Source organism: Pedobacter sp. KBW01, assembly GCF_003852395.1.
Taxonomy (GTDB): domain Bacteria; phylum Bacteroidota; class Bacteroidia; order Sphingobacteriales; family Sphingobacteriaceae; genus Pedobacter.
Genome location: NZ_QAJQ01000007.1, coordinates 540,891 through 562,815, shown reverse-complemented (window position 1 = coordinate 562,815; position 21,925 = coordinate 540,891). Strand labels below are relative to the sequence as shown.

Below are 21,925 nucleotides of genomic sequence, written 5' to 3'. Positions count from 1 at the left end.
TTAGTTAGGGTTTTGACCATGATACAATGCTGCTTTTTCTTCGTCAATGGCCAGCATACCGCCGGGACATCTTCCGCTCACAATTAGCATCAGACCTTTTACATGTATAATTATTTCAGCTATCTTCTGGCATAGCGTCGCGGCTGCTGTATAAGGCTTTCCGCGCTCTTCATGTGCTAAGAATATGAAAAGGGTATTGGGGAAGTCTTTTAGCAACTTTCTAAGCGCACCGTTTTTAAGTTCGTCGGTATAGAAGGTTATGTTATCAATGACCACCACTAAAGGGGGATTTCTTTTGCCTAAAAGCACATAAAGTTCCTGAAGAGATATATATCCCTTAAAGTGAAAATTCTTGTTTGAAGGGTCTAGTTTAGCCCTTATTATGGCATCTTTGAAGCTGGCACTAATTCCCTGTTCAGCTGAAATGTATAATAGCTTTACACCCATTATCAGGCTGAAGTAAGCAGACAGCAAAAGCGTACCCCAAGTTTTACCGTTTTTATCCTTCCCATAAATCAACCATGCACCCGATTTTTCCGGGTTACCAAATATTTCATGGTAAAGCCCGGTAAAAGCGAATGTTTGATGCTTTTTGTCAAGGATGTTGCGTATGGTTAATGCTCTCGACATATTATTAAGCGGTTAGGATTAGTAAAGATTCAGCGCGGCGTAAACCTGAAATATTCCCGCTTTCATCCTGTTTGAGACAGGCTTTAACCACCTCGGTAATCTTTGTTTGCGGCACACTATTGCCCTGTAGAACATCGGTAATAAGCTTGCGATAGAATATTACTTTATCAGGTAAGTTATTCGGGGTGGCTTTGGTGAAATTGCTTGAAAAGCGGCTGAAGGTTTCGCGGAAACCGACTTTTTTGTTCCTTATGCCTTTTTCAAACAATGCTAACAAGCTATCAGCTCCAATCAAATACCATCCGCAAGCGTTTTCTGTAGCATTCCAAAATTCTTTGATTTCTAAAAACGCCTTATATTCAAGATCGCCAGCCTCATCAATGATTACCATCGGATTAGGTAGCATTTTAAGGTAATATTTGATGTTTGCCTTTACATCTGCATACCTTCCATCATGATCGATACCGATAGTTTTGGCAATAAGCCTAACAAACAGCTGCTTTGTTTTTGCCTGACTAGCATCTATATAAAAACAGTTTTTAAGCGTTTTGGCTAAATAACGGGCGGCAACCGTTTTACCAATCTCGCTATCGTCAATAAACATTCTTGATTTAGCATACTGCTGGCAAAAGGTAACATCCTCTTCGAGCAGCGTTAAAACATCTGTTCTAGTCGTTTTAAGCTTCTTTTCATTCAATGATAGCCCCAATTCCCTGCCAATGGCCAACCACTGCGTATCACGAATTAAATTAGCAGTTTCGCCATTTTTGAGGCGGCTAAATACTGCGCTGTTAAGCCCCCATTGTTTAGCGAAAGCTGCATCGGAGCCGGTAAAATTTTGGCGTTGTTCTAAAAGCTGTTTTAAAGCTTCTGTTTTAAATTCTTGTGTAATGTTCAACATAACTGTATGGTTTAAAATCTGTCTTTTAATGATTTGAGGCCGAATGACTGAAGTACGGGGGTTTCATCATCTTCAGGTTCATCAAAAACCTCAGGCATTTCGTAGTTTACTACTTCAACCTGCTTTTTGAGTCCGGGCATGATAAACGACTTCTTAGGCTTAGGTGTGTTGTCAATAATTGTGAGGGTGTCAATAGATTTTTTCTGTCTTCTGCCGTATGCTTCGATAGTGGCCACATAGGCGCTCATGATTTCGCGGTTCGCTAAATCTTCTGGGGTCTGTTCGATTCTAGCCCTTTGGTAACGTGGTTTTTCTATCGCTTCGCAAATAAGCTGGTTACCGATATACACATGTGCCTTAAGCACTTTACCTTCGTTATCATCCAGCCAATACACATCTACATCTTTGCCTTCAACATGTGTCATCAAACTGATAAGCTTATTACCTGTAGCAATACGGCCTTCATCTCCCAAAAGAAATAATGAGTTATTAAGCTGTATCATTCCAACGTTGCAGCTCGTAGGGGTTTTGTAACCGATGTGCGGAAGTATTGCGGCGTAATTTGTTGGCTGTAAATCTGGATTTTGTTTTTGGCAAAACACTTCCCAACGGCTCATGTGCGTGTGTACGCTGTGAGGCATGTTGTTCCATGTTTCTATATCTTCCAGACAGCCCTGTACAATGTCATTAAAAGAGAGTGTGGGTGCTGGTTGCGAACCAGGTTGATTACTTTCTGATAATGCATGAGGTCTTGCAAGCCATCCAATACGCTTTTTTTCGAGATTATAACGCAATGGCCTATAATAAGCTTCAATCCTTTTGGCACGTGCTTTATTGGCTTCAATACGCACATACTGGAACATCGCGCCTTCTTTAAGGAAGGTATTAACAAATGAGCTGTTCAAACTCATTTCCCCTTCAAGTTCAGCAGGAAGGTTGAAACCCCAATCAGCATAGTTTCTTACCATCTGGCGGTAAAACTCCATGATAATGCCCTCTTTGCTCTTCCCATAAACCCAGCAGGTGAAAGCTTCAGAACCTAAATCGATGCCGTTATAGAACCAGACACGGTTACCATCTGCCATTTTGAAAGGCGGTTGCCTATCATCTATTGAAATTATGCTACCTGCAAATTTCGCCTTCAATAAAGAGTGGTAAGGGCTAAACTGCTGCATGAATTTTTGACGGTCACCACTACGTTTGCCGTGCGTACCAATTTTATTGCTCCATTGTGCTATGTAATTGGTTACTGTTGTAGCACCAAGCTTTTTGAAGTCTGAAGGGTTGTATATTTCAGATGTTTCATTATTGATCACCTCCAAATAACCCATCAAAAAAGCCTCATACTGACGATGAACTTCTGTAGCAGTCGGTTTGGTTGGCTGTCCGGCAAAAAGATTGTTTAGTAGCTCAATGGTAATATCATCAACTTTACGACGGTTGGCATTTTTATGCCTTCCTGAAATAATGCCAGCATAACCAATGGTTTCAAAGTCCTTTAAAGTCTTTTTAAATTGCTTTTCACCTGGTGGCAAAGTGTGCCTAACTTTGTACTTTTTTTCTAGTATATCATTGAAGCTTTGTGCATCAGATAATAGGGTTTGAGCAATTCCCGCACCACTAAAATTACCTTTTGTCCTACGTTCGTTTTCCCTGGCACTTCTAAGCGAAATTATGGCCTTTAAAACGCTTGCATTGATGATATACCGCTCCTGAAATTCGGTATCAAGGTAAGTTCCGTCTTCAAATTTGAAATTTGTAAAGAATTTTACGGCTTCGCCATCAACTTTATAAAACTGGTCAAGTACATGGTTTAATTTCCGGGGATCACCGATGCCATCCTGAACAACTGGGGGCAAACTATCGAAAGAAATAAACATCTGACGGCCGTTACCGCCCAGCTGAACACGTTTAATACCGTACGCTTTGTTAGCATATCGGGTAATTTCGCTATAAAGGGTATTTTCCTTTTTGTACCAATTTGGCACAAGTTCATCTTTGGTTACTACCAAAATGTTATTCCATAATTGAGGCATTGTTATTCTCCTTTGAGGTTTAGAAGTTCTTTTAAAGAAGGGATGATGTTTGAGCCTTTGTATTTTCCGTTAACGGTGTCGCTCACCACCTTCCTGCTGAAGCCCAGCTTTTTTGCTAAGTGTGTAATTGAAATACCTGATTGTTTTACGGCTTCCCGTAAATAAAGATTTTCAGGATAATCTACTTTTGGTTTTGTTTGTTCCATGCTTGTTCACATATTTGTAAATACTTACACGAAGGTATAAGACTATTTTCTTATAACCAAATTTATTGTAAGATTTTTTTCATATGGTAGCACAAAGACTTAGTCAGTATATTGAAGATAAAGGCATTAGCCTTTATGCGTTTGAGAATAAATTAGCCGTTTCACGCGGCTCAATCTCAAAAGCTATTAAAGAAAATAAGAGTATCGGCTCTAATGTATTAGAAAATATTCTTAGCAAATTCATTGATATTAATCCTATTTGGCTTATGACAGGTAGGGGAAAAATGATTGCATCCGATATAAATGAATCTGTTGTAGAGCCTGAGCAGACTTTTTTATTAAAGACGGATAAAAAGAGAGAATTGCAACGAATACCGCTTTATGATACCAACGCTGCTGCGAGTGTGCTTCCTACATTTAATGGAAAGCACAATATTATAGACTACATAACTATCCCAAATATGCCTTCATGTGACGGGGCGTTACCAATTATTGGAGACAGTATGTACCCATTGCTTAAAAGTGGTGATATTGTGATGTATAAACTTATAAACGACCTTCAAGACGGTATTTATTGGGGCGAAATGTACTTAGTCTATATAAACGAGCATGGCGATGATATGACCCTAGTAAAGTACGTGCAGAAATCAGACAAAGGGGATGATTATATCAAATTGGTTTCTCAAAACCAACACCATGCACCTAAAGATATTAAGCTAAAGAAGGTTAAAGCAATGGCATTGATCAAAGCTAGTATAAGAATCAATAGCATGAGCTAACCGGCGCGCACACATATCTTTTTATAAATAACCAATTTTATTCAACCTTAATTAGCTAGTATTCAAGTATTTAAATACTTGACCATAAATATGCTGATTGCATTATAGGGGGGTGTTTGTTCGATTTATAAGCTTTTTTAGCCTATTTTTATACTTTTTACGGGTATTTACAATGCATTAAACTACATCGATTTGCACAACCAACTGCACAACCAACTGCATTACCAACCCAAAAAAGAGTAAAATTTTCTTATATTTCTAACTTTTTTTACAGTAAAATAGTCTTACCTATGGCCGCCATATTAAGAAATTTAAATTCTGGATAAACAGCTTTTAAATACCTTTTAAGCTATTTTTTCGTGATAAATGGTAGCAACTCCCTTTAAAATATCATCTTGCCTTTCCAAAATGGTAGTATTCTGGTAGTAAATGGTAGATTGGAAATTTGGAAATAAAATAATTACCAACCTATAAACCATAAAAAAAGCCTTTAGCGATATGCTAAAGGCCGTTTTTTCCTTTTTTTCCTTTTTGCCTTTTATAGAAGTCTGGTATTATGCCCTATACTAGTAGATGATTTATACAGAAGAAGGGAGAGGGAGCCTCGTCGATCTTCTAGCAACTTTTCAGCAATGAAATAAGTGCTTTACTCATTCGTCCGAAATTTTTCGGGGGAAAAATAAATTAACTAAGATATGAAAACACTTAAACTACAAAACTCCTGCTGTTGTAAATAGCATTTACAGCTTCAAACATGCTTTTCTTTTTTGATTAAGCGGCTGGTAATTTACCAGTCATGGAAATGGTATGTCTGCTCCACAGGGTTTTAAAACAGAATTACTAAACTAAAACCATAAACATGAACTTTAAAAACTATCTACCCACACTAAAAGGCCTCTCTTTGGGGCTATTGATCAGTAGTTCGGCCTTTTCGGCAACAGTTAAACCACCCGCAGCCTTTATTAAAGAAGGAATATGGCGCGGTGTATTTACGGTGAGCGAATCGGCTGTTCCATTTAATTTCGAATTTAAGGGCAAAGATCCTGAACACGCTGTTTTTACTTTGATAAATGGTACCCGTCGCGATGATTTCCATGTGCAGCGTCTTGGAAAGGATTCGATTTTCGTTAAAATGAATACTTACGATGCAGCCCTGGTGGCCAAAATAGAACCCAATGGTACATTAAGTGGTGAGTATCGGAGTTTGGTACCAGGTTTCAGGGGGAACTCTCTGCCATTTACGGCCGAGCCTGGTAAAACCTACCGCTTTGTAGAGCCCGGTAAAGATGTAAAACCTACTGCCGACCTATCGGGCAAATGGGAACTTAAATTATACAGTAAAGAAGCTGTTCCTGCATCAATTGCGGTGCTGAAACAAAACGGGAATAAGCTTACGGGCGTAATTATGACGGTTGTAGGCGATAGCCGTGAAATTGAAGGCACCATACAAGGAAATGAGTTCGCTTTATCGGGCTTTACCGGTCCAAGTCCTTTTATTATTAAAGGAAAAGTAAATGAAGATGGCACGCTATCAGGAGATCAGGGTTTTGGTATCTATAAAAACATCAAGTTCGATGCCACTAAAAACAACGATGCCAACCTGCCTGATCCCTATAAATTAACCTTTTTAAAAGAAGGCTATAAAAAACTCGATTTCACTTTTCCTGATCTTAAGGGTAAAGCCGTTTCGCTGAGCGACGATAAATACAAAGGCAAAGTGGTAATTGTAGAAATTGTGGGTACCTGGTGTCCGAACTGTACCGACCAGACTGTTTTTCTTTCGCCCTGGTTTAACAAAAACCAAAAACGCGGAGTAGAAGCCATTGCCATTGGTTTTGAACAAAAAGACAGTCTGGCCTATGCCCAGTACACGCTCGGAAAGCTGAGAGATAAATACAATATCAAATACGATATCCTATTCGGTGGGCTGGCCGATAAGAAACTGGTAGCACAGAAACTGCCCGCACTCAACAAATTTATTGCTTTCCCAACTACCATTATCATCGATAGAAAAGGAGAGGTACGCGAAATTTACACCGGCTACACCGGCACGGTAACAGGTAAATATTACGACGATTACGAGAAGAAATTTAATCGCGTACTAGACGAACTGATTGCTGAACCAGCACCAGAAACTGCTGCAGTAAACAAGAATGAATCGATAAAAGGAAAATAATCATTAAAAAACCAAAATAAAATGAGCGTACATAAAATTTTTAAAGGAGCAGTTTTGCTCAGTTCACTGTTTATTGGTGGACAGGTTTTGGCCGATGGTGTAAAACCGGTAGCTGTAGAAAAAACAATAAAAGAAGGGGTTTGGCGCGGTGTATTTAATGTAAGCGAAACCCAGGTGCCTTTTAACTTCGAATTTAAAGGCAAGGATTTCGAACATGCTACTTTTACCCTGTTAAATGGCACCCGTCGCGATGATTTCCACGTAAAACGCATTGCACCCGATTCGGTATTTATTAAAATGAATACTTACGATGCAGCCCTGGTAGCCAAAATAAATGATGATGGTACATTATCAGGCGAGTATCGCAGTTTGGTGCCGGGTTTCAGGGGCAATTCGCTTCCTTTTACTGCCGAGCATGGCAAAAAGTACCGCTTTGTTGAGCCGGGTAAAGATGTGGCACCGGCGGCCAATATATCGGGCAAATGGGAGCTTAAGTTCTATTCAAAAGAACAGGTGCCTGACAAGGTGGCGATACTAAAACAAAACGGAAACAAGCTAACCGGGGTAATTATGCAGGTAACCGGCGATAGCCGCGAACTGGAAGGTACTGTACAAGGTGATGAGTTTGTGCTTTCGGGCTTTACGGGCCCAAGTCCTAAAATTTACAAAGGTAAAATCAATCCTGATGGTACCATCAGCGGCGTAATTTCGGCCGGAATTTACGATAATACCAAATTTGATGGTGCAAAAGACGATAAAGCCGAATTGCCCGATCCCTACAAAATTACATTCTTAAAAGAAGGTTATAAAAAGCTCGATTTTACCTTCCCTGATCTTGCCGGGAAATCGGTTTCGCTAAGCGACGATAAGTACAAAGGTAAAGTGGTAATTGTAGAAATTGTGGGTACCTGGTGCCCGAACTGTACCGATCAAACGGTATTTCTTTCGCCATGGTTTAACAAAAACCAGAAAAGAGGAGTAGAGGCCATTGCCATTGGCTTTGAACAAAAAGACGACCTGGAGTACGCCAAATACACACTGGGCAAACTGCGCGATAAATACGATGTAAAATACGATATCCTTTTTGGTGGCCTGGCCGATAAAAAACTGGTATCGCAGAAATTGCCGGCACTCAATAAATTTATTGCTTTTCCAACTACCATTATCATCGACAGAAAAGGCGAAGTACGAGAAATTTATACGGGTTATACCGGCACCGTTACCGGAAAATACTATAAAGAATACGAGAAAAAATTTAACGCTTTGTTAGATGAACTGATTGCAGAAGATGCTACGGCTACTGCCTCGGCAACAGGCGATAAAAACACGCAAAAAAGCAAATAATCATATCCTTACGCCGGTTAAGCTGATGGTTTAACCGGTATTATCTAAAAAATATAAATCCAAAATGAAACTAACATTAACCATTTCGCTATTAACCCTGGCCTCTTTAGGCGCTTTATCACAGTCGAACCGCTTTGCTGCGGCAAACCACAACGGATCTGCATCAAAGAAAATAATTGTTACACCTAATCATGCTTCAAAGGCGCAATCGTTCAAAGTAGATAATGCCAGCAGCAAACTAACCTGGTTGGCCAAAAAAGCTACTGGCGAACACAGTGGCAACGTAAAAGTGAGCGAAGGAACATTTGTAATTGATGGTACAACACTTAAATCAGGCAGTTTTACCATCGATACCAAATCGATTACCGTAACCGATGTTACCGACGCCACCACAAACGGAAAGTTGCTTGGGCACTTAAAAAGCGAAGATTTTTTCAGTACTGAGAAATTCCCGACTTCAACTTTTGTAATTACATCTGCCAAAAAAGGAAGTGGCAACCAGTATAGCTTAACCGGTAAACTCACAATTAAAGGCATTACCAACGAGGTAAGTTTTCCGGCGGCAATTGATGTTGCTGGTAAAAAGTTAACCGCCAAAGCTAAAATTACCATCGATCGTACGAAATATGATATCAAGTTCAGATCAAAAAACTTTTTCGAAAACCTTGGTGATAAAGTAATATACGATGATTTTGATATCGATGTAGCCTTAGTGGCGAATGCCGGATAATAAACCAACCTAAACTAAAACGCTTAATAAGAAAGGCTGTATTGTTGCCGGATCGTTATGGCGAAGCCGATGGCTCAAAGCAAGTTCACAATACAGCCTTTCCAATTTAAAACAAACTGCCAAACGATTTTATAAGCTTAATCAGGGCTAAAAGAAACAGAATTGAACCGATGAAAAAAAGAAGTGCTATCATCATACTGAGCTTTATTGCGCTGTTGCTTACCCAGGCAGCTTTTGTTGGAGGCGGCGTAAGCGAAATCCAAACCAAAGAAGAACTTGGGAGCAGTTTATTTTTCGATAACATCCTTTCGAAAGACAGAACCATTAACTGCTCATCGTGCCACAGGCCCGAATTTGCCTTTGCTGATACGGCCACTTTTAGCATTGGTATTGGCGGTAAACTAACCGCACGCAATTCGCCCGGTTTAACCAATTTATCTGGTCGCACACATTTTTTCTGGGATGGAAGGGCAGCTTCGCTCGAAGAGCAGGCTTTAGGCCCCATTACTTCACCCGATGAAATGGGATTGAGCATTGAAGAAGCTGTAGAAAGGCTGAACAAGGATAAGGCATACGTCGAGGCTTTTGCAAAAGTATTTAAATCGCCGGCTACCAAAGATAACCTGTTAAAAGCACTTGCTGCTTTTGAGCGGACCTTAGAAACCAATAACAGTGCTTACGATCGTTACATCAATGGCGATGATAATGCCCTTTCGGCTGCGGCAGCCCGCGGGCGGCTGTTGTTTATTGGTAAGGCCAACTGCAATAACTGCCACTCGGGAGAAGATTTTACCGCCGATCGTTTTAAAAATATTGGCCTTTATAATGGTAAAACCCTCAAAGATGCCGGACGTTTTACCATCACGAAAGACAGCACGGCCATTGGCGAATTTAAAATACCTGGCCTGCGCAATGTGGCCTTAACCGCTCCCTACATGCATAACGGACAGTTTAAAACGCTTAAAGAGGTGGTTACCTACTACAACAATCCATCAGCAGTGGTGCACGATGGCCTTAACCGCGACTTATCACTCGATAAACCACTCAATCTATCCGATGGCGATATCAATGACCTGGTAGAATTTCTGAAAGCGCTTACTGATGAAAGATTTTTAACCGCCAAAAACAACCCGGCCAAAAACTAGATAATTAAAGGAACGGCACATCGTTTTTGCGCAGAAAAAAAGTGCAACAGCCCTTGTTATGCCCAAATTTTAACACATAAAATGAAAAAAAACATACTATTAATAACCACAATACTCTTTTTTGCAATCAATACCTTTGCGCAAAAAAGGCTCATAACCGGTGTGGTCACTTCGGCCGACGATCAAACACCCATCCTCGGGGTATCGGTAAAAGTGAAAGGTCTTAATGAAGGTGCCTCTACTACCAAAAACGGTAGTTACCAGGTAGCCATTCGCAATGGTAAAATTCTGCAGTTTTCTTTTGTGGGCTACAAAACACAAGAGGTAGAAATTGGCCAGCAATCGGTCATCAATATTAGTTTAGTACCCTTGGCCAGCAGTTTGGATGAAGTGAGTATTGTAGGTTCGCACAATGCCAACCGTACCAAATTAAACTCGGCCAACCCGGTTGATATTATTGACTTGAAGGCGCTGCAGGAGTCGGCACCACAGGTAAGCGTAACCCAGTTGCTGCAATATGTATCGCCCTCGTTCCATTCGTCGGTTTCGGGTGGAGGCGATGCAGCCTCGGCTACTTCAACCGCACAGTTGCGTGGTTTGGGTGTCGATCAGTTATTGGTGCTGATTAACGGAAAAAGACGTCATAAAAGTTCCAACATTAGCTGGGGAGGTCTGGGCAATGGTGCTACCGGTTACGATTTGAATGCCATTCCTACCGGAGCTATCGAACGCATCGAAATCCTGCGCGATGGCGCCGCTGCACAATATGGTTCTGATGCCATTGCAGGTGTAATTAACATTGTACTGAAGAAAAGTACAGAGGAACTTTCGCTTACTTCAACCGCGAGTGCGCGCAAACGTGGCGATGGCTTAACTATCCGCACCAGCAGTAATTACGGACTTAAACTGGGTAATAAGGGCGGTTATTTAAACATAACCGGCGAGTTTGCCACTCAGGCAGTTTCCTTACCTGTTGGTAATTCTGAGTCGGGATTGTACATTGGCCCTGCTTACGGTGGTGGTGCCAATACCAGAGGGTTCGACCAGATTTATACCAAAGAAATAGACGATGCCATTTTAGCCAGCAGGGGTATAGACCGCCATTATTTCGATCAGCGTGGAAGTACCAACAAATCCATTGACGGTTTATTGTTTTTTAATGCTTCTGTTCCGTTAAAAGATGATGTAGAACTTTATTCATTCGGAGGCATCAGTCACCGCACCTCACAATTTACTGCAGTTTACCGTCTGCCAGGCTGGACTGAGCGTAACAATACGTTTATTTATCCCGATGGTTTTTTACCAGCTATGGATAACATTCTTTCCGATAAATCGTTGGCAATTGGTATAAAAGCCAAAGTGAAAAACTGGAAGGTGGATATTTCCAACGTGTATGGCATCAACGATTTTTCGAATGTAATCAGCAATTCGCTCAATGCCAGCCTGGGCCAGCGCAGTCCGCGTAAGTTCGATGCAGGAAGTTACAATGCCAGCCAGAATACTACCGGTTTAGATTTTAGCCGTTATTTCGACAAGGTATTGAGCGGCTTGAATGTTGCTTTTGGTGGCCAGTACCGGGTAGAAACCTATCAGATTATCGCTGGTGAGGACGGTTCGTATTCAAAAGCCGATCTTCGTACCATTTATGGCATCGATACTACTGCAACCGGTATTCCTTACACTACTTCGCTGGGTTTAACGCCTTTAAACGGGCTTTCTCCGGGTTCACAAATCCATGCCGGTTTTCGTCCTTCAAACGAAGTTAATGTAAGCCGGTCTATTTCTGCGGCTTATTTAGATGCCGAATTGAATATTACGCCTAAATGGCTGGTATCTGGTGCATTAAGGGTCGAAAATTATTCGGATTTTGGTAGTGTATTTACCTATAAAGCTGCTTCGCGCTTTGGCATTACCGATTGGTTAGGCGTAAGGGCTTCCATCAATTCGGGCTTCCGCGCGCCCGATCTGGCCCAGTTTTACTATACCGAAACCTCTACCACTTTTCAGAATGGGGTAGCTATCGATCAGGTTACCGCCAATAACGTAAATCCGGCCACTACAGCCTTGGGTATTCCTGCCTTAAAGGCCGAGAAATCGAAGGGTTACACCGCAGGTTTTACCGCTTCGCCATTGCCTAACGTAGAACTTACGGTCGATGCCTACCAGATTGATATTAATGACAGAGTGGGAAACACCGGGCGTTTTTCGGCAACTGATACCAATTTGCCGGCCGATGTACGGGCACTTTTTGTACAAACCGGAACCGTGCAGGCTAAGTTTTTCTATAATTCTTTCAGTACCCGAACCAGAGGGATAGAAGTAGCCGGCAGCTATAAATTTCTTTTCGAGAACGGTGGCAATACCTCTTTTCTGGCCAGCGCCAACTTTTTAGATACCAAACTCACCAATGTAAATACCCCCAAAGGACTGGAAGCCTACCGTTACATCATATTCGACGAGTCGGAACAGGCACGTGTAACCAATAATATTCCTTCAACAAAAGTAAGTTTACAGGGCACCTACAGTTATAAAAAATTAAATATCTTACTGCGTACAGTATATTTTGGCTCGGTGGTGTCGGTTTCGCAACTCAACGCCAATTTCCCTAAACCCGATTACTACTATCAAACATTTAGCCCGATTTGGGTAACCGATATTTCGGTTGGTTATAAATTAACCAATAATTTGCTGGCCACTGTGGGCGCTAATAATTTATTTAACGTACTGGGCGATTATAGCGTTCCGGCACCGGGCAGCAACATTACCCGTAATCCTGGCCCTGGTGGCGCGCAGGCAGGTACCAATGCCGGCATTCAGCCATTTGTGAGATTATCGGCCAAATTTTAATTCTTAAAACAAACACATGAAATTTTTAAAGAACATAAATCAGTTAAAATATTTAACGTTTACGAATAAACTGGTACTGGCAGCCTCGATTTTAATTGCGGTTTTACCTTCGTGCAAGAAAACTGAATACCTCGATACCGATAATGCCGATCGCGAGCCGTTGAGCGCAAAAGTTAAGTTGGTAAATGCGCTAAGCATTACTGCGCCTGTTAATTTTCTGGATTTTACCCGGCAAATTAATACCACACTGGTTGCCCATAATGTGGCTACTACTTACCTCGATACCCAGTTTGGTAAAGTACAGTACAATACTACCGAAGGCAGCAATACCAGTTATAAATCTTCCTATATTTTTGGCGGCGCGGCTTCTTTTGCACAGGAAACAGATAAAGCATCCTTCGCAGGGCCAAATGGACCAATTGCCAGTTACTACCATACTTTGTTTACCGTTGCCAAGCGTAAACCAAGCAAGTTAAATCCGGGTAACCGCGATAGTTTGGTGCTGGTGTACGACGATTTAACTGCACCGGCTGCCGGCAAAGCCAAAATCAGGTTTGCCAATTTCTCACCCGATGCACCTAACCTTGATTTAAAAACTACCGGAGGCACTTCCTGGTTTGCCAATGTGGCCTACGGTAACTTTGGCGATCAGGTGCAGCTAAGCTACGATGCCAATGGAAAAGCACCAGCCACCATTTCGGGGCTGAGCTGGAAAACACTGGGACCATTTAAGGAAATTGCTGCAGGTGCTGCACAAAACCTCGAGCTTAGAAACAACAGCACAGGTACGCTAGTACCGGTAAAAACTGCGGCTTTGAGCAACCTTAATTTTGAAGAAGGTAAAATCTATACACTGTTTATCAATGGCAATCTCGCTACCGATGCAGCCTTGCAAGCTACACTGATTGTACACACTAAATAATGGATACTAATGAGAACAAATAACAGGAGGCATTTCATTAAAACATTCCTTACTCTTGCTGCAGGAGCAGCTTTAAGTCCGGCTTTATCGCATGCTTTTGCTAAACCAGCAGTTTTGCAATTTGTGCAGGAACCATTAAAATATCCCTTTAATGCGTTCGAGCCTTATATCGATGCGCTTACCACCGAGATCCATTATACCAGGCACCATACGGCTTACATTAAAAATGTAAACGAAGCCATTGTGGCCGAAAAAATACCTTACACTACTGTCGAAACTTTTTTCGAAAATGCAGCCAGTCTTTCGGCTAAAGCGCGCAACAACGGTGGCGGAGCATGGAACCATAATTTCTTTTTCGCTACGCTAAAGCCCGGTAGTGCATCAGTACCCGAAGGGAAATTAAAAACGGCCATTGATAAAGCTTTTGGCTCGGTTGATCGTTTTAAAGAACAATTTGCACAAGCAGCAGCCACCCGTTTTGGCTCCGGCTGGGCCTGGCTGGTTAATGATAAAGGGCAGCTTAAAATCACCTCTACGGCCAATCAGGATAATCCCTTGTTTAGTTCGGCAGAAGTGAAAGGCATTCCTTTACTCGCGCTCGACGTTTGGGAACATGCCTATTACCTCAAATACGAGAACAAAAGGGCCGATTATATTGCTAATTTCTGGAATGTGGTAGATTGGGATGTAGTAGCAGGCAGATTAACTTGATTACAAGGCCATTTGAATGGCTTAAAGAAGCCCTGCTTTCTGCAGGTTATATTTGGTTAGAAGAGCGGAACTCGCCTGGATAGGGAGTTCCGCTAATTTATAAAGGCAATTATCCTTTTTTGAAATGTTTGTTCAATGCATTTTGCACTTTAGCCACATCAGTTTCGATGGCTTTTTTTACGCCGGCATCAAGTGCTTTGGTAAAATTGGGTGCAACATGAATGGCTGTAGTATCGTTTACAATAATCAATTCGAGCGGATTAGCCCCAAATTTTAACGCTACTTTTAATTTAGAAACCTCTTTTTCAACGTTTTTGCTAAATTCATAGCTATCGCTCAATTCGTCAAAACAATCGCGTGCAGCCTGAAATACAAGTTCAGTTTCAATATCCAAGCCGTTTATAACGATTGTAGCAGCCTGCAATTCTTTTTTCAGGTCCTCGTTTCCTTTTACTGTTGTGTGGATGGTTTGCAAAGGTTCAAGTAAATCTTCGCTGATCACGATTAACTTTTTATCTGTGATTACAATTTTTGCATGGTTGCCGGTTTCATCAAACAATTGTTCTACGTGGATGATATCGTTACCATCTTTAACTACAGATACATTTTGTGATTGTTTTTCAACTTTCGAATCGGCGATGGCATTTTTCAATACGTTTACCAGATAATCGAGAACCGGATATTGATTAATTTCAGACATGTATTTAATTTTTTTTGCAAAGATAGGTTTGCAAACGGATCAAAGAAGTTTTAACAGATTTTTTTTTGGAAGCAGGACAATACAGGATGAAACTGAATAATTTAATCTTTAATTTTATCATTAACCATCCCTAACCAAATTGATATGAGAATTAGCTATTTAACTTTTCTTGCTTTTTTAACACTGCTAACCGTTTCCAGTTTTGCACCTGATAAACAGTATGCCCAACGTTTAGGTATTATGTCGGGCTTAGGGCAAGACAGCATTGCCCATGCCGGCGGTTTTACCATGATTGGCGAATCGGTAAGGAAAATGCTTGCCCCGGGCTTAACCGACGATGCTTTTAATGCCAACCTGAAACAGATAAAGGCTGCCAGATGTAAAGTAACTGTGTGTAACCTGTTTTTTCCGGGGAACATTAAAATAGCAGGTCCCGATGTGGTAGAAGCCAGGGTTTTATCGTATGCCGATTCGGTATTTTCGAGGGCAGGGCAGGCAGGTGTAAAGCTGATTGTTTTAGGCAGTGGAGGTTCGCGTAACATTCCGGTAGGTTACGATCTGGCTAAAGCTAAAACAGATTTTGTGGCACTCTGTAAAAAAATAGGGCAGCTTGGGGCAAAATATAAAGTAGTAATAGCGCTCGAAAATCTCGAAACTACTGAAACTACTTTTATTACTTCACTTAAATCGGCTGCCGAGATTGTAAAAAGGGTAAATCATCCCAATTTTAGGCTCAATGTAGATATTTTTCACATGATGCGCGAAGGAGAATCGCCTGATGAAATACGGGCTGCAAAAGGCTTGGTAGGGTACTGCGAAGTAGCCGAAAAAGAAAAACGTACACTACCTGGGGTAATGCGCGATGATTTTAAGCCGTATTTTCGTGCCTTGCGCGACATTAATTACAAAGGCCTTATTTTTATTGAAGGAAGCATTGGCAATGCTGCGGTAGAAATACCGGGTGCCTACAGATATTTATCGGCACAACTGGCCGAAGTTAATGCAGAAAAACGATAACATATTTGTAAATGGCAAGGTTTTGCTTCTTTTTAAGGGGTTTTTGTTGTTGAAAGATATTAAAGGTTTAAAAATACAACCAGTAAGGATTAATATTTAGAGATAATTGATTGTTGAAACTGATTTATTAAAGTTTTTAACCTTTTTTGTTTTAATTACTTGCCTATCAATATAAAACTACATTCGGTTTACTGTTAATTTCAGTACAAACTGGCCTAATAGTATTATCTTTGCAACCGATTGCGATGGACACTTACAGCTCATTTTCAGATAATGAACTAGCTTTCTTACTGACTAAGGATGATGAGCTGGCTTTTACCGAAATTTACAACCGTTTTTACGGCTTGTTGTTTATCCACGCCAGTAAACGCTTAAACAGCGAGGAAGAAGCCAAAGACCTGGTACAGCAGTTATTCGAAACTTTATGGATCAAAAGGGCAAAGGTAGCTCCCGATGGTAATTTGTCGGCCTATTTGTATGCGGCCACCCGAAATAGGGTGATTGATGTTTTTGCACATCAGAAAGTGGAGGATAAATATATTGGTTCCTTACAGGGCTATTTGGATCAGGAACATGTATTAACCGATTACCTGGTGCGTGAAAAAGAAATGGCTGCTTTAATAGAACGCGAAATAGATGCTTTACCCCCTAAAATGCGCGAAATCTTCTTAATGAGCCGCATGGAGAATAAAACCCATAAAGAAATTGCCGAATTACTCGAAATTTCCGAGTTAACGGTAAAAACGCAGGTGAAAAGAGCACTTAAAATTTTACGTTCGCGTTTGGGACTGGTTACCTATCTTATTTTTATGCTTAAAACCTATCATTAAAGCAAAAAACTGCTTTTAGGTCGGGTGAAGGTAGTAATTCGTAGATTTTGGGTGTAAGATTTGTGAAATGGGGCAATCAATTTTTGTGTCTGCTGAAAAAAATGTAAAAAAATATATTTCCGCGTACCCCCAGGCTATACCCTTCGCCGTATATACATTAATCAACCCTAAAAGATTGTTGTTAATGGAGAAAAATGCGAAAAGATTGTTGGATAAGTACTTGTCAGGTAATTGTACCCCCAATGAAAAAGCCATTGTAGAACAATGGTATCAGCAACTTCCTTTTGAGGGCGATACGCCAAAGCAACAACGCATTACCGCTACCCAGGCTGAGGTTTGGCAACAGCTGCAACAGGGCAGAAAAAAGGCAAAGCAGCTGGTGCTGTATAAACGCATTGCAGTGGCGGCCAGTATCTTGTTGTGCCTGAGTGTTGGTCTTTACCTGGTAACACGCATCAATGTGCAACAACAGCTTATAGTAAGTACTTTAAACGATGTTAAGCCAGGTCGCAATAAAGCCATTTTAACCCTGGCCGATGGTTCTGTTATTGATCTGGATAATGCCAAAACCGGTCAAATAGCCATGCAGAATGGTATTGTTGTACGTAAAACAGCTAATGGTAAACTCGAATATATCATTAAAGATGCTGCCGGTAACGCCAATCAAACTATTAGTAACAATTTAATTTCGACCCCAAGAGGAGGCGAATATCAGATAACCTTACCCGATGGCACAAAAGTTTGGCTAAACGCAGCTTCCACTTTAAAATATCCTTCAACGTTTGCTAAGAACGAACGGAGGGTAACGCTTCAGGGCGAGGCTTATTTCGAAGTTTCAAAAGATAAAAACAGACCATTCAGGGTTGCCACGAATCAGCAAACAGTAGAAGTATTGGGTACACATTTTAACATCAATGCCTATAGTGATGAAGAATTGGTTAAAACCACGCTTTTAGAAGGAGCCGTGAATGTTTCGAATGGAACAAACAGCTTAAAACTAAAACCTGGCCAGCAGGCGCTATTTAACCTTGCCGATGCAAAACTCCGCATAAACCCGGATGTGGATGTGGATAAAGAGCTGGCCTGGAAAAACGATCTTTTTGCTTTCGATAACGACGATTTGAAAACCATTATGCGGCAAATATCGCGCTGGTACGATCTTGATGTGGTATATCAGGGCAAAATAACCGACGAAAAATATGTGGGTGAAATCCCAAGAAACAGCAATTTATCCGAAGTATTCAAAATATTGGAACTTAACCACGTTCATATTGATGCCAAAGGTAAAGTGCTCACTGTATCTGGCAGTAAAAACAGATAGACTTTGCCCGTCGCTAAAAAGGCAGTAAACCAAACAATTAATCAACTAATTCAACTAAACTGTATGATGAAAAAATTACCTGAAATCTAATTTCGTACCGCAAAAAAAAAACCGAAAGCGCAGCAACGCTTCCGGTAGAAATTTTGGACACAGCAGCTTGCTTCGAAACCCAGCTGCTATTTATTAACCTCATTCAAAACAAAGGTATGAAATTAACAACCCTTTACAACCCCGTATGCGCTATACGGAGGGTAAGGATTAAATTTTTATTGGTCATGAAATTGACTGCTATATTACTATTGGTCGGCGCTTTGCATATTTCTGCCGCCACATTCTCGCAAACTGTAACCTTATCCCTTAGAACAGCTCCGTTAAAAACGATATTTAAGGAGATTAAAAAACAAACCGGTTACTTTTTCTTTTACAAAGGTCAGCTTTTAGAAGGCAAGCCCGAGGTTACTGTAGAGTTAAAAAATGCCAGTCTAACCGAGGCCTTAAATTTGTCGTTAAAAGGGCTAAATCTCAATTTTAATATTGTAAACAAAACCATTGTAATCAGCAATAAAGAGAACCAACCCCTGGAATCGCTTGCTGTAGCCAGCCAGATCGAAGTTAAAGGTAAAGTGGTAGATAAAGACAATGACGAAAGCTTGCCAGGTGTTAATATTTCCGTAAAAAACGGCGCTAGTATTGGCGTAACCAAGGAGAAAGGCGAGTTTAAAGTAACGGTTGCCGAAGGCGCTACACTTGTTTTTAGCTATGTGGGCTACGAAATACAGGAAGCTAAAGCAAGCGCGGGCAAAACACTGAATATTAGGCTCACGGCTAAACAGACGCAGATGACCGATGTGGTGATTACCGGTTATCAGGCCATCAAGAAAGATAACTATACCGGTAATGCCATTACGATATCCGGAGATCAGCTGAAAAGGGTAAATCCGCAAAATTTGCTTCAAAGTATAGGCACATTCGACCCATCGTTTAAACTAATTGATAATAACCTTGCCGGCTCCAATCCAAATAGAATTCCGTCTATTAATGTCAGAGGCGCTTCAGCATTACCTAGTGGTGATGGTCAGGTACTTAGAAGAGATGAAATTCTTGGAACAGCCAATATGCCGGTTTTCATGCTTGACGGATATGAAGTAAGTGTGCAGAAAGTGTTTGACCTTGATGTTAACAGAATTGCCTCTGTTACCTCATTGAAAGACGCTGCTGCTACCGCTATCTATGGTTCGCGCGCAGCCAATGGCGTAATTGTGATCACTACTAAAACACCTTTGGAAGGCAAACTAAGGGTTGAATACAATTACGAATTGAATCTAACTGCGGCAGATCTAAGCGATTATCAGGTTTTAGATGCAGCTCAAAAACTGGATTATGAAGTTCTGGCAGGATTATATAATTCTGCTAAGCAACAGGTATCTCAGGATCAGCTGGATGAAATTTATTACCACAAAAAAGCCAATGTTGTGGGTGGTGTTAACAGTTACTGGCTTTCTCAACCCTTACGTAATACGATCGGGAATAAGCATGCTGTAAATCTTGATGGAGGTTCATCAGCCTTTCGGTACAATGTTAACCTACGCTACCAAACAAGACCTGGAGCAATGAAAGGATCTCAAAGAGACCAGTATTCAGGTGGAATGAGTTTCCAGTACAACGTTAAGAAAATTCAGTTTAGAAATGAATTATCTGTAACCCAGGTAGGGGCTACCGAATCGCCATACGGTGATTTTTCAAGTTATGTAAGGATGAATCCCTATTACCCTTTGCAAGATGCGAATGGCATGGTTATGCGAATTTCGGATGTCTACGAAAAACAGGACCGATCAAAAGAATATGTGTTTAATCCACTGTATGATGCCAGTTTAAGTAGTTTTAATAAATCAAAGTATACCGAAATCATTGATAACCTTTCTGCCGATCTGGAAGTTGCAAAGGATCTGAGGTTAAGGGCTCAGATGAGCGTAACCACGCGATCAAATGCCGATGATGTATTTACATCTCCCATGGCTAATAAATATTATCTGTACACTTCAGATAAAATTGACGAAAAGGGAGAGTACATGAATAGGGAGATGAAAGAAACCTATTGGGACAGTAATATCAGGCTAACCTGGTTAAAGCAGATAGGCGGCCATTATTTTAATGCACTGATCGGTGTAAACGCCAGGACAGAACTTCGTGATCAAAAAGAATTTACTGCAATCGGATTTGCGAACGATCGTTTTACCAGTATAGGATTTGCCAAAGGATATGCCGAAGATGGAAAACCATTGAGCAGGCTCGAAAAAGCACGGCTTTTCGGTTCTTTCGTCACCATGAACTACTCCTACAAAAACCGTTACCTGATGGATGGAACTGTTCGTGTGGATGGTTCTTCGAAGTTTGGTGTGAACAACAGATTGGCTCCGTTTTGGTCGTTCGGATTAGGCTGGAATGTACATCAGGAGGAATTCTTTAAGGATAATAAAGTAATCAGTCAATTGAGAATAAAGGCCTCTACAGGTCTCACTGGTTCTGTGGAATTTGATCCTTATTTATCCCGGACCATTTATAAATATAATACCGGAAACTGGTATTCATCAGGCATTGGTGCGAGTGTAAACAGTTATGGTAATGAAAACCTGGGTTGGCAAAAAACACGGATGACGGATATTGGTATAGATATCGGGCTGTTTAAAGACCGTATCATGATTACGCCAAGGGTATACAAGAAGTTTACCAAAGATATTCTGGCCGATATCACCTTACCTCCATCAACAGGCTTCTTATCTTATAAAGAAAACCTTGGAGATATGGAGAACAAAGGGGCGGAATTAGGGCTTACAATAGATGCGGTGAGGAGCAAAGATTGGTCGGTAAACCTGAATGCCAGTATGGTTTCTAACAGAAATAAGGTGGTAAGGATCTCGAATGCCTTAAAGAAATATAACGATAGGGCCGATGAACTGCAGTCGGTAAAACCTGGAGAAGGCGGCTACAGGGGTATTCCATTACTTCGTTTTAGCGAGGGACAACCTTTCAATGCTATTTATGGCGTACGTTCATTGGGTATCGATCCGGAAAACGGACGTGAGTTATACCTCAAAAAAGACGGCAGCATAACCTACGATTATGATAAGCGCGATTACGTTGTAATTGGCGATCCTAACCCTAAAGTGAGCGGTTACTTTGGCGGAACGGTTAACTACAAAAGATTTAGCCTTTATGTGCAGTTTCAAACCTTTTTCGGAGGCGACAAATATAATTTAACCCTGGTAGAGCGTGTTGAGAATGCAGATCCACGTTATAATGTAGACAGCCGCGTGTTTGAAGAAAAATGGAAGAAGTCTGGTGACCTCTCTTTTTACAAAAATATAGCTGATATCGGCGAGACCGATGTAAGTTCAAGATTTATACAGCCTGATAATCTGATCAACCTTCAATCAGTTAACCTTTCTTACGACATGAGTAAAAAAATAGCATCCAAACTATCAATGTCAAGTTTGATGTTTCAGGTAACTGCAAACGACCTTGTACGTTGGTCGTCGGTGAAAGAAGAAAGAGGTATTAATTACCCATTTACCAGGAGTTTAACCTTTTCTGTTAGAGCAGCTTTTTAAACTTTTTAATCACAGATTTAAA

The 21,925-nt window shown here is 41.0% G+C and carries 17 protein-coding genes and 1 riboswitch; of the genes, 12 read left to right on the top strand and 5 right to left on the bottom strand.

Going from position 1 to position 21,925, the window contains the following annotated elements; all coding sequences use genetic code 11:
* The 4 genes from DBR40_RS08860 to DBR40_RS08845 are packed head-to-tail and all read right to left on the bottom strand — an operon-like array spanning position 1 to position 3,773.
* Complete coding sequence (locus tag DBR40_RS08860) at positions 1–630, bottom strand: hypothetical protein (protein ID WP_124559376.1); 630 nt, start codon at positions 628–630, stop codon at positions 1–3.
* 4 nt (positions 631–634) lie between these two features.
* Complete coding sequence (locus DBR40_RS08855; RefSeq protein WP_124559375.1) at positions 635–1,531, bottom strand: ATP-binding protein; 897 nt, start codon at positions 1,529–1,531, stop codon at positions 635–637.
* Between the two features lie 11 nt (positions 1,532–1,542).
* Positions 1,543–3,567, bottom strand: a complete 2,025-nt coding sequence (locus tag DBR40_RS08850) for a hypothetical protein (RefSeq protein ID WP_124559374.1) — start codon at positions 3,565–3,567, stop codon at positions 1,543–1,545.
* 2 nt (positions 3,568–3,569) lie between these two features.
* Positions 3,570–3,773, bottom strand: a complete 204-nt coding sequence (locus tag DBR40_RS08845; protein ID WP_124559373.1) for a helix-turn-helix domain-containing protein — start codon at positions 3,771–3,773, stop codon at positions 3,570–3,572.
* 83 nt (positions 3,774–3,856) lie between these two features.
* Between DBR40_RS08845 and DBR40_RS08840 the strand changes: the two genes are divergently transcribed.
* The 8 genes from DBR40_RS08840 (at position 3,857) to DBR40_RS08805 (ending at position 14,427) form a co-directional block, all read left to right on the top strand.
* Positions 3,857–4,552: a S24 family peptidase gene (locus DBR40_RS08840; protein ID WP_124559372.1), complete on the top strand. Its 696-nt coding sequence runs from the start codon at positions 3,857–3,859 to the stop codon at positions 4,550–4,552.
* Positions 4,553–5,127: 575 nt separating this feature from the next.
* A riboswitch (SAM riboswitch) is annotated at positions 5,128–5,238 on the top strand.
* 173 nt (positions 5,239–5,411) lie between these two features.
* Positions 5,412–6,728 carry a peroxiredoxin family protein gene (locus tag DBR40_RS08835; protein WP_124559371.1) on the top strand — a complete coding sequence of 439 codons (1,317 nt, stop codon included), beginning with the start codon at positions 5,412–5,414 and terminating at the stop codon, positions 6,726–6,728.
* A 21-nt stretch (positions 6,729–6,749) separates the two neighbouring features.
* The gene (locus tag DBR40_RS08830) at positions 6,750–8,072 is read left to right on the top strand and encodes a peroxiredoxin family protein (protein WP_124559370.1); all 1,323 of its coding nucleotides are present in this window, start codon (positions 6,750–6,752) and stop codon (positions 8,070–8,072) included.
* A 64-nt stretch (positions 8,073–8,136) separates the two neighbouring features.
* Positions 8,137–8,802, top strand: coding sequence for a YceI family protein (locus DBR40_RS08825; protein WP_124559369.1), 666 nt, complete (start codon positions 8,137–8,139; stop codon positions 8,800–8,802).
* 170 nt (positions 8,803–8,972) lie between these two features.
* Positions 8,973–9,947 carry a cytochrome-c peroxidase gene (locus tag DBR40_RS08820; protein ID WP_124559368.1) on the top strand — a complete coding sequence of 325 codons (975 nt, stop codon included), beginning with the start codon at positions 8,973–8,975 and terminating at the stop codon, positions 9,945–9,947.
* 81 nt (positions 9,948–10,028) lie between these two features.
* A complete protein-coding gene (locus DBR40_RS08815) occupies positions 10,029–12,794 on the top strand; it encodes a TonB-dependent receptor (RefSeq protein WP_124559367.1) in 2,766 nt (921 codons plus the stop codon).
* 16 nt (positions 12,795–12,810) lie between these two features.
* Positions 12,811–13,716, top strand: a complete 906-nt coding sequence (locus DBR40_RS08810; RefSeq protein ID WP_124559366.1) for a DUF4397 domain-containing protein — start codon at positions 12,811–12,813, stop codon at positions 13,714–13,716.
* A gap of 9 nt (positions 13,717–13,725) precedes the next feature.
* The gene (locus DBR40_RS08805) at positions 13,726–14,427 is read left to right on the top strand and encodes a superoxide dismutase (RefSeq protein WP_124559365.1); all 702 of its coding nucleotides are present in this window, start codon (positions 13,726–13,728) and stop codon (positions 14,425–14,427) included.
* 109 nt (positions 14,428–14,536) lie between these two features.
* Here DBR40_RS08805 and DBR40_RS08800 read toward each other — a convergent pair whose 3' ends face one another.
* Positions 14,537–15,127 carry a hypothetical protein gene (locus tag DBR40_RS08800; protein WP_124559364.1) on the bottom strand — a complete coding sequence of 197 codons (591 nt, stop codon included), beginning with the start codon at positions 15,125–15,127 and terminating at the stop codon, positions 14,537–14,539.
* A 144-nt stretch (positions 15,128–15,271) separates the two neighbouring features.
* On the opposite strand from DBR40_RS08800, the gene DBR40_RS08795 reads away from it, so the two are divergent.
* From DBR40_RS08795 to DBR40_RS08780, 4 genes are all read left to right on the top strand, one after another.
* The gene (locus DBR40_RS08795; protein WP_124559363.1) at positions 15,272–16,144 is read left to right on the top strand and encodes a sugar phosphate isomerase/epimerase family protein; all 873 of its coding nucleotides are present in this window, start codon (positions 15,272–15,274) and stop codon (positions 16,142–16,144) included.
* 245 nt (positions 16,145–16,389) lie between these two features.
* On the top strand, positions 16,390–16,974 hold the full coding sequence (locus DBR40_RS08790) for an RNA polymerase sigma factor (RefSeq protein ID WP_124559362.1): 585 nt from the start codon (positions 16,390–16,392) through the stop codon (positions 16,972–16,974).
* 184 nt (positions 16,975–17,158) lie between these two features.
* The gene (locus DBR40_RS08785; RefSeq protein ID WP_158674016.1) at positions 17,159–18,295 is read left to right on the top strand and encodes a FecR family protein; all 1,137 of its coding nucleotides are present in this window, start codon (positions 17,159–17,161) and stop codon (positions 18,293–18,295) included.
* 275 nt (positions 18,296–18,570) lie between these two features.
* The gene (locus DBR40_RS08780) at positions 18,571–21,903 is read left to right on the top strand and encodes a SusC/RagA family TonB-linked outer membrane protein (RefSeq protein ID WP_124559360.1); all 3,333 of its coding nucleotides are present in this window, start codon (positions 18,571–18,573) and stop codon (positions 21,901–21,903) included.
* The last annotated feature ends 22 nt before the right edge of the window (positions 21,904–21,925 follow it).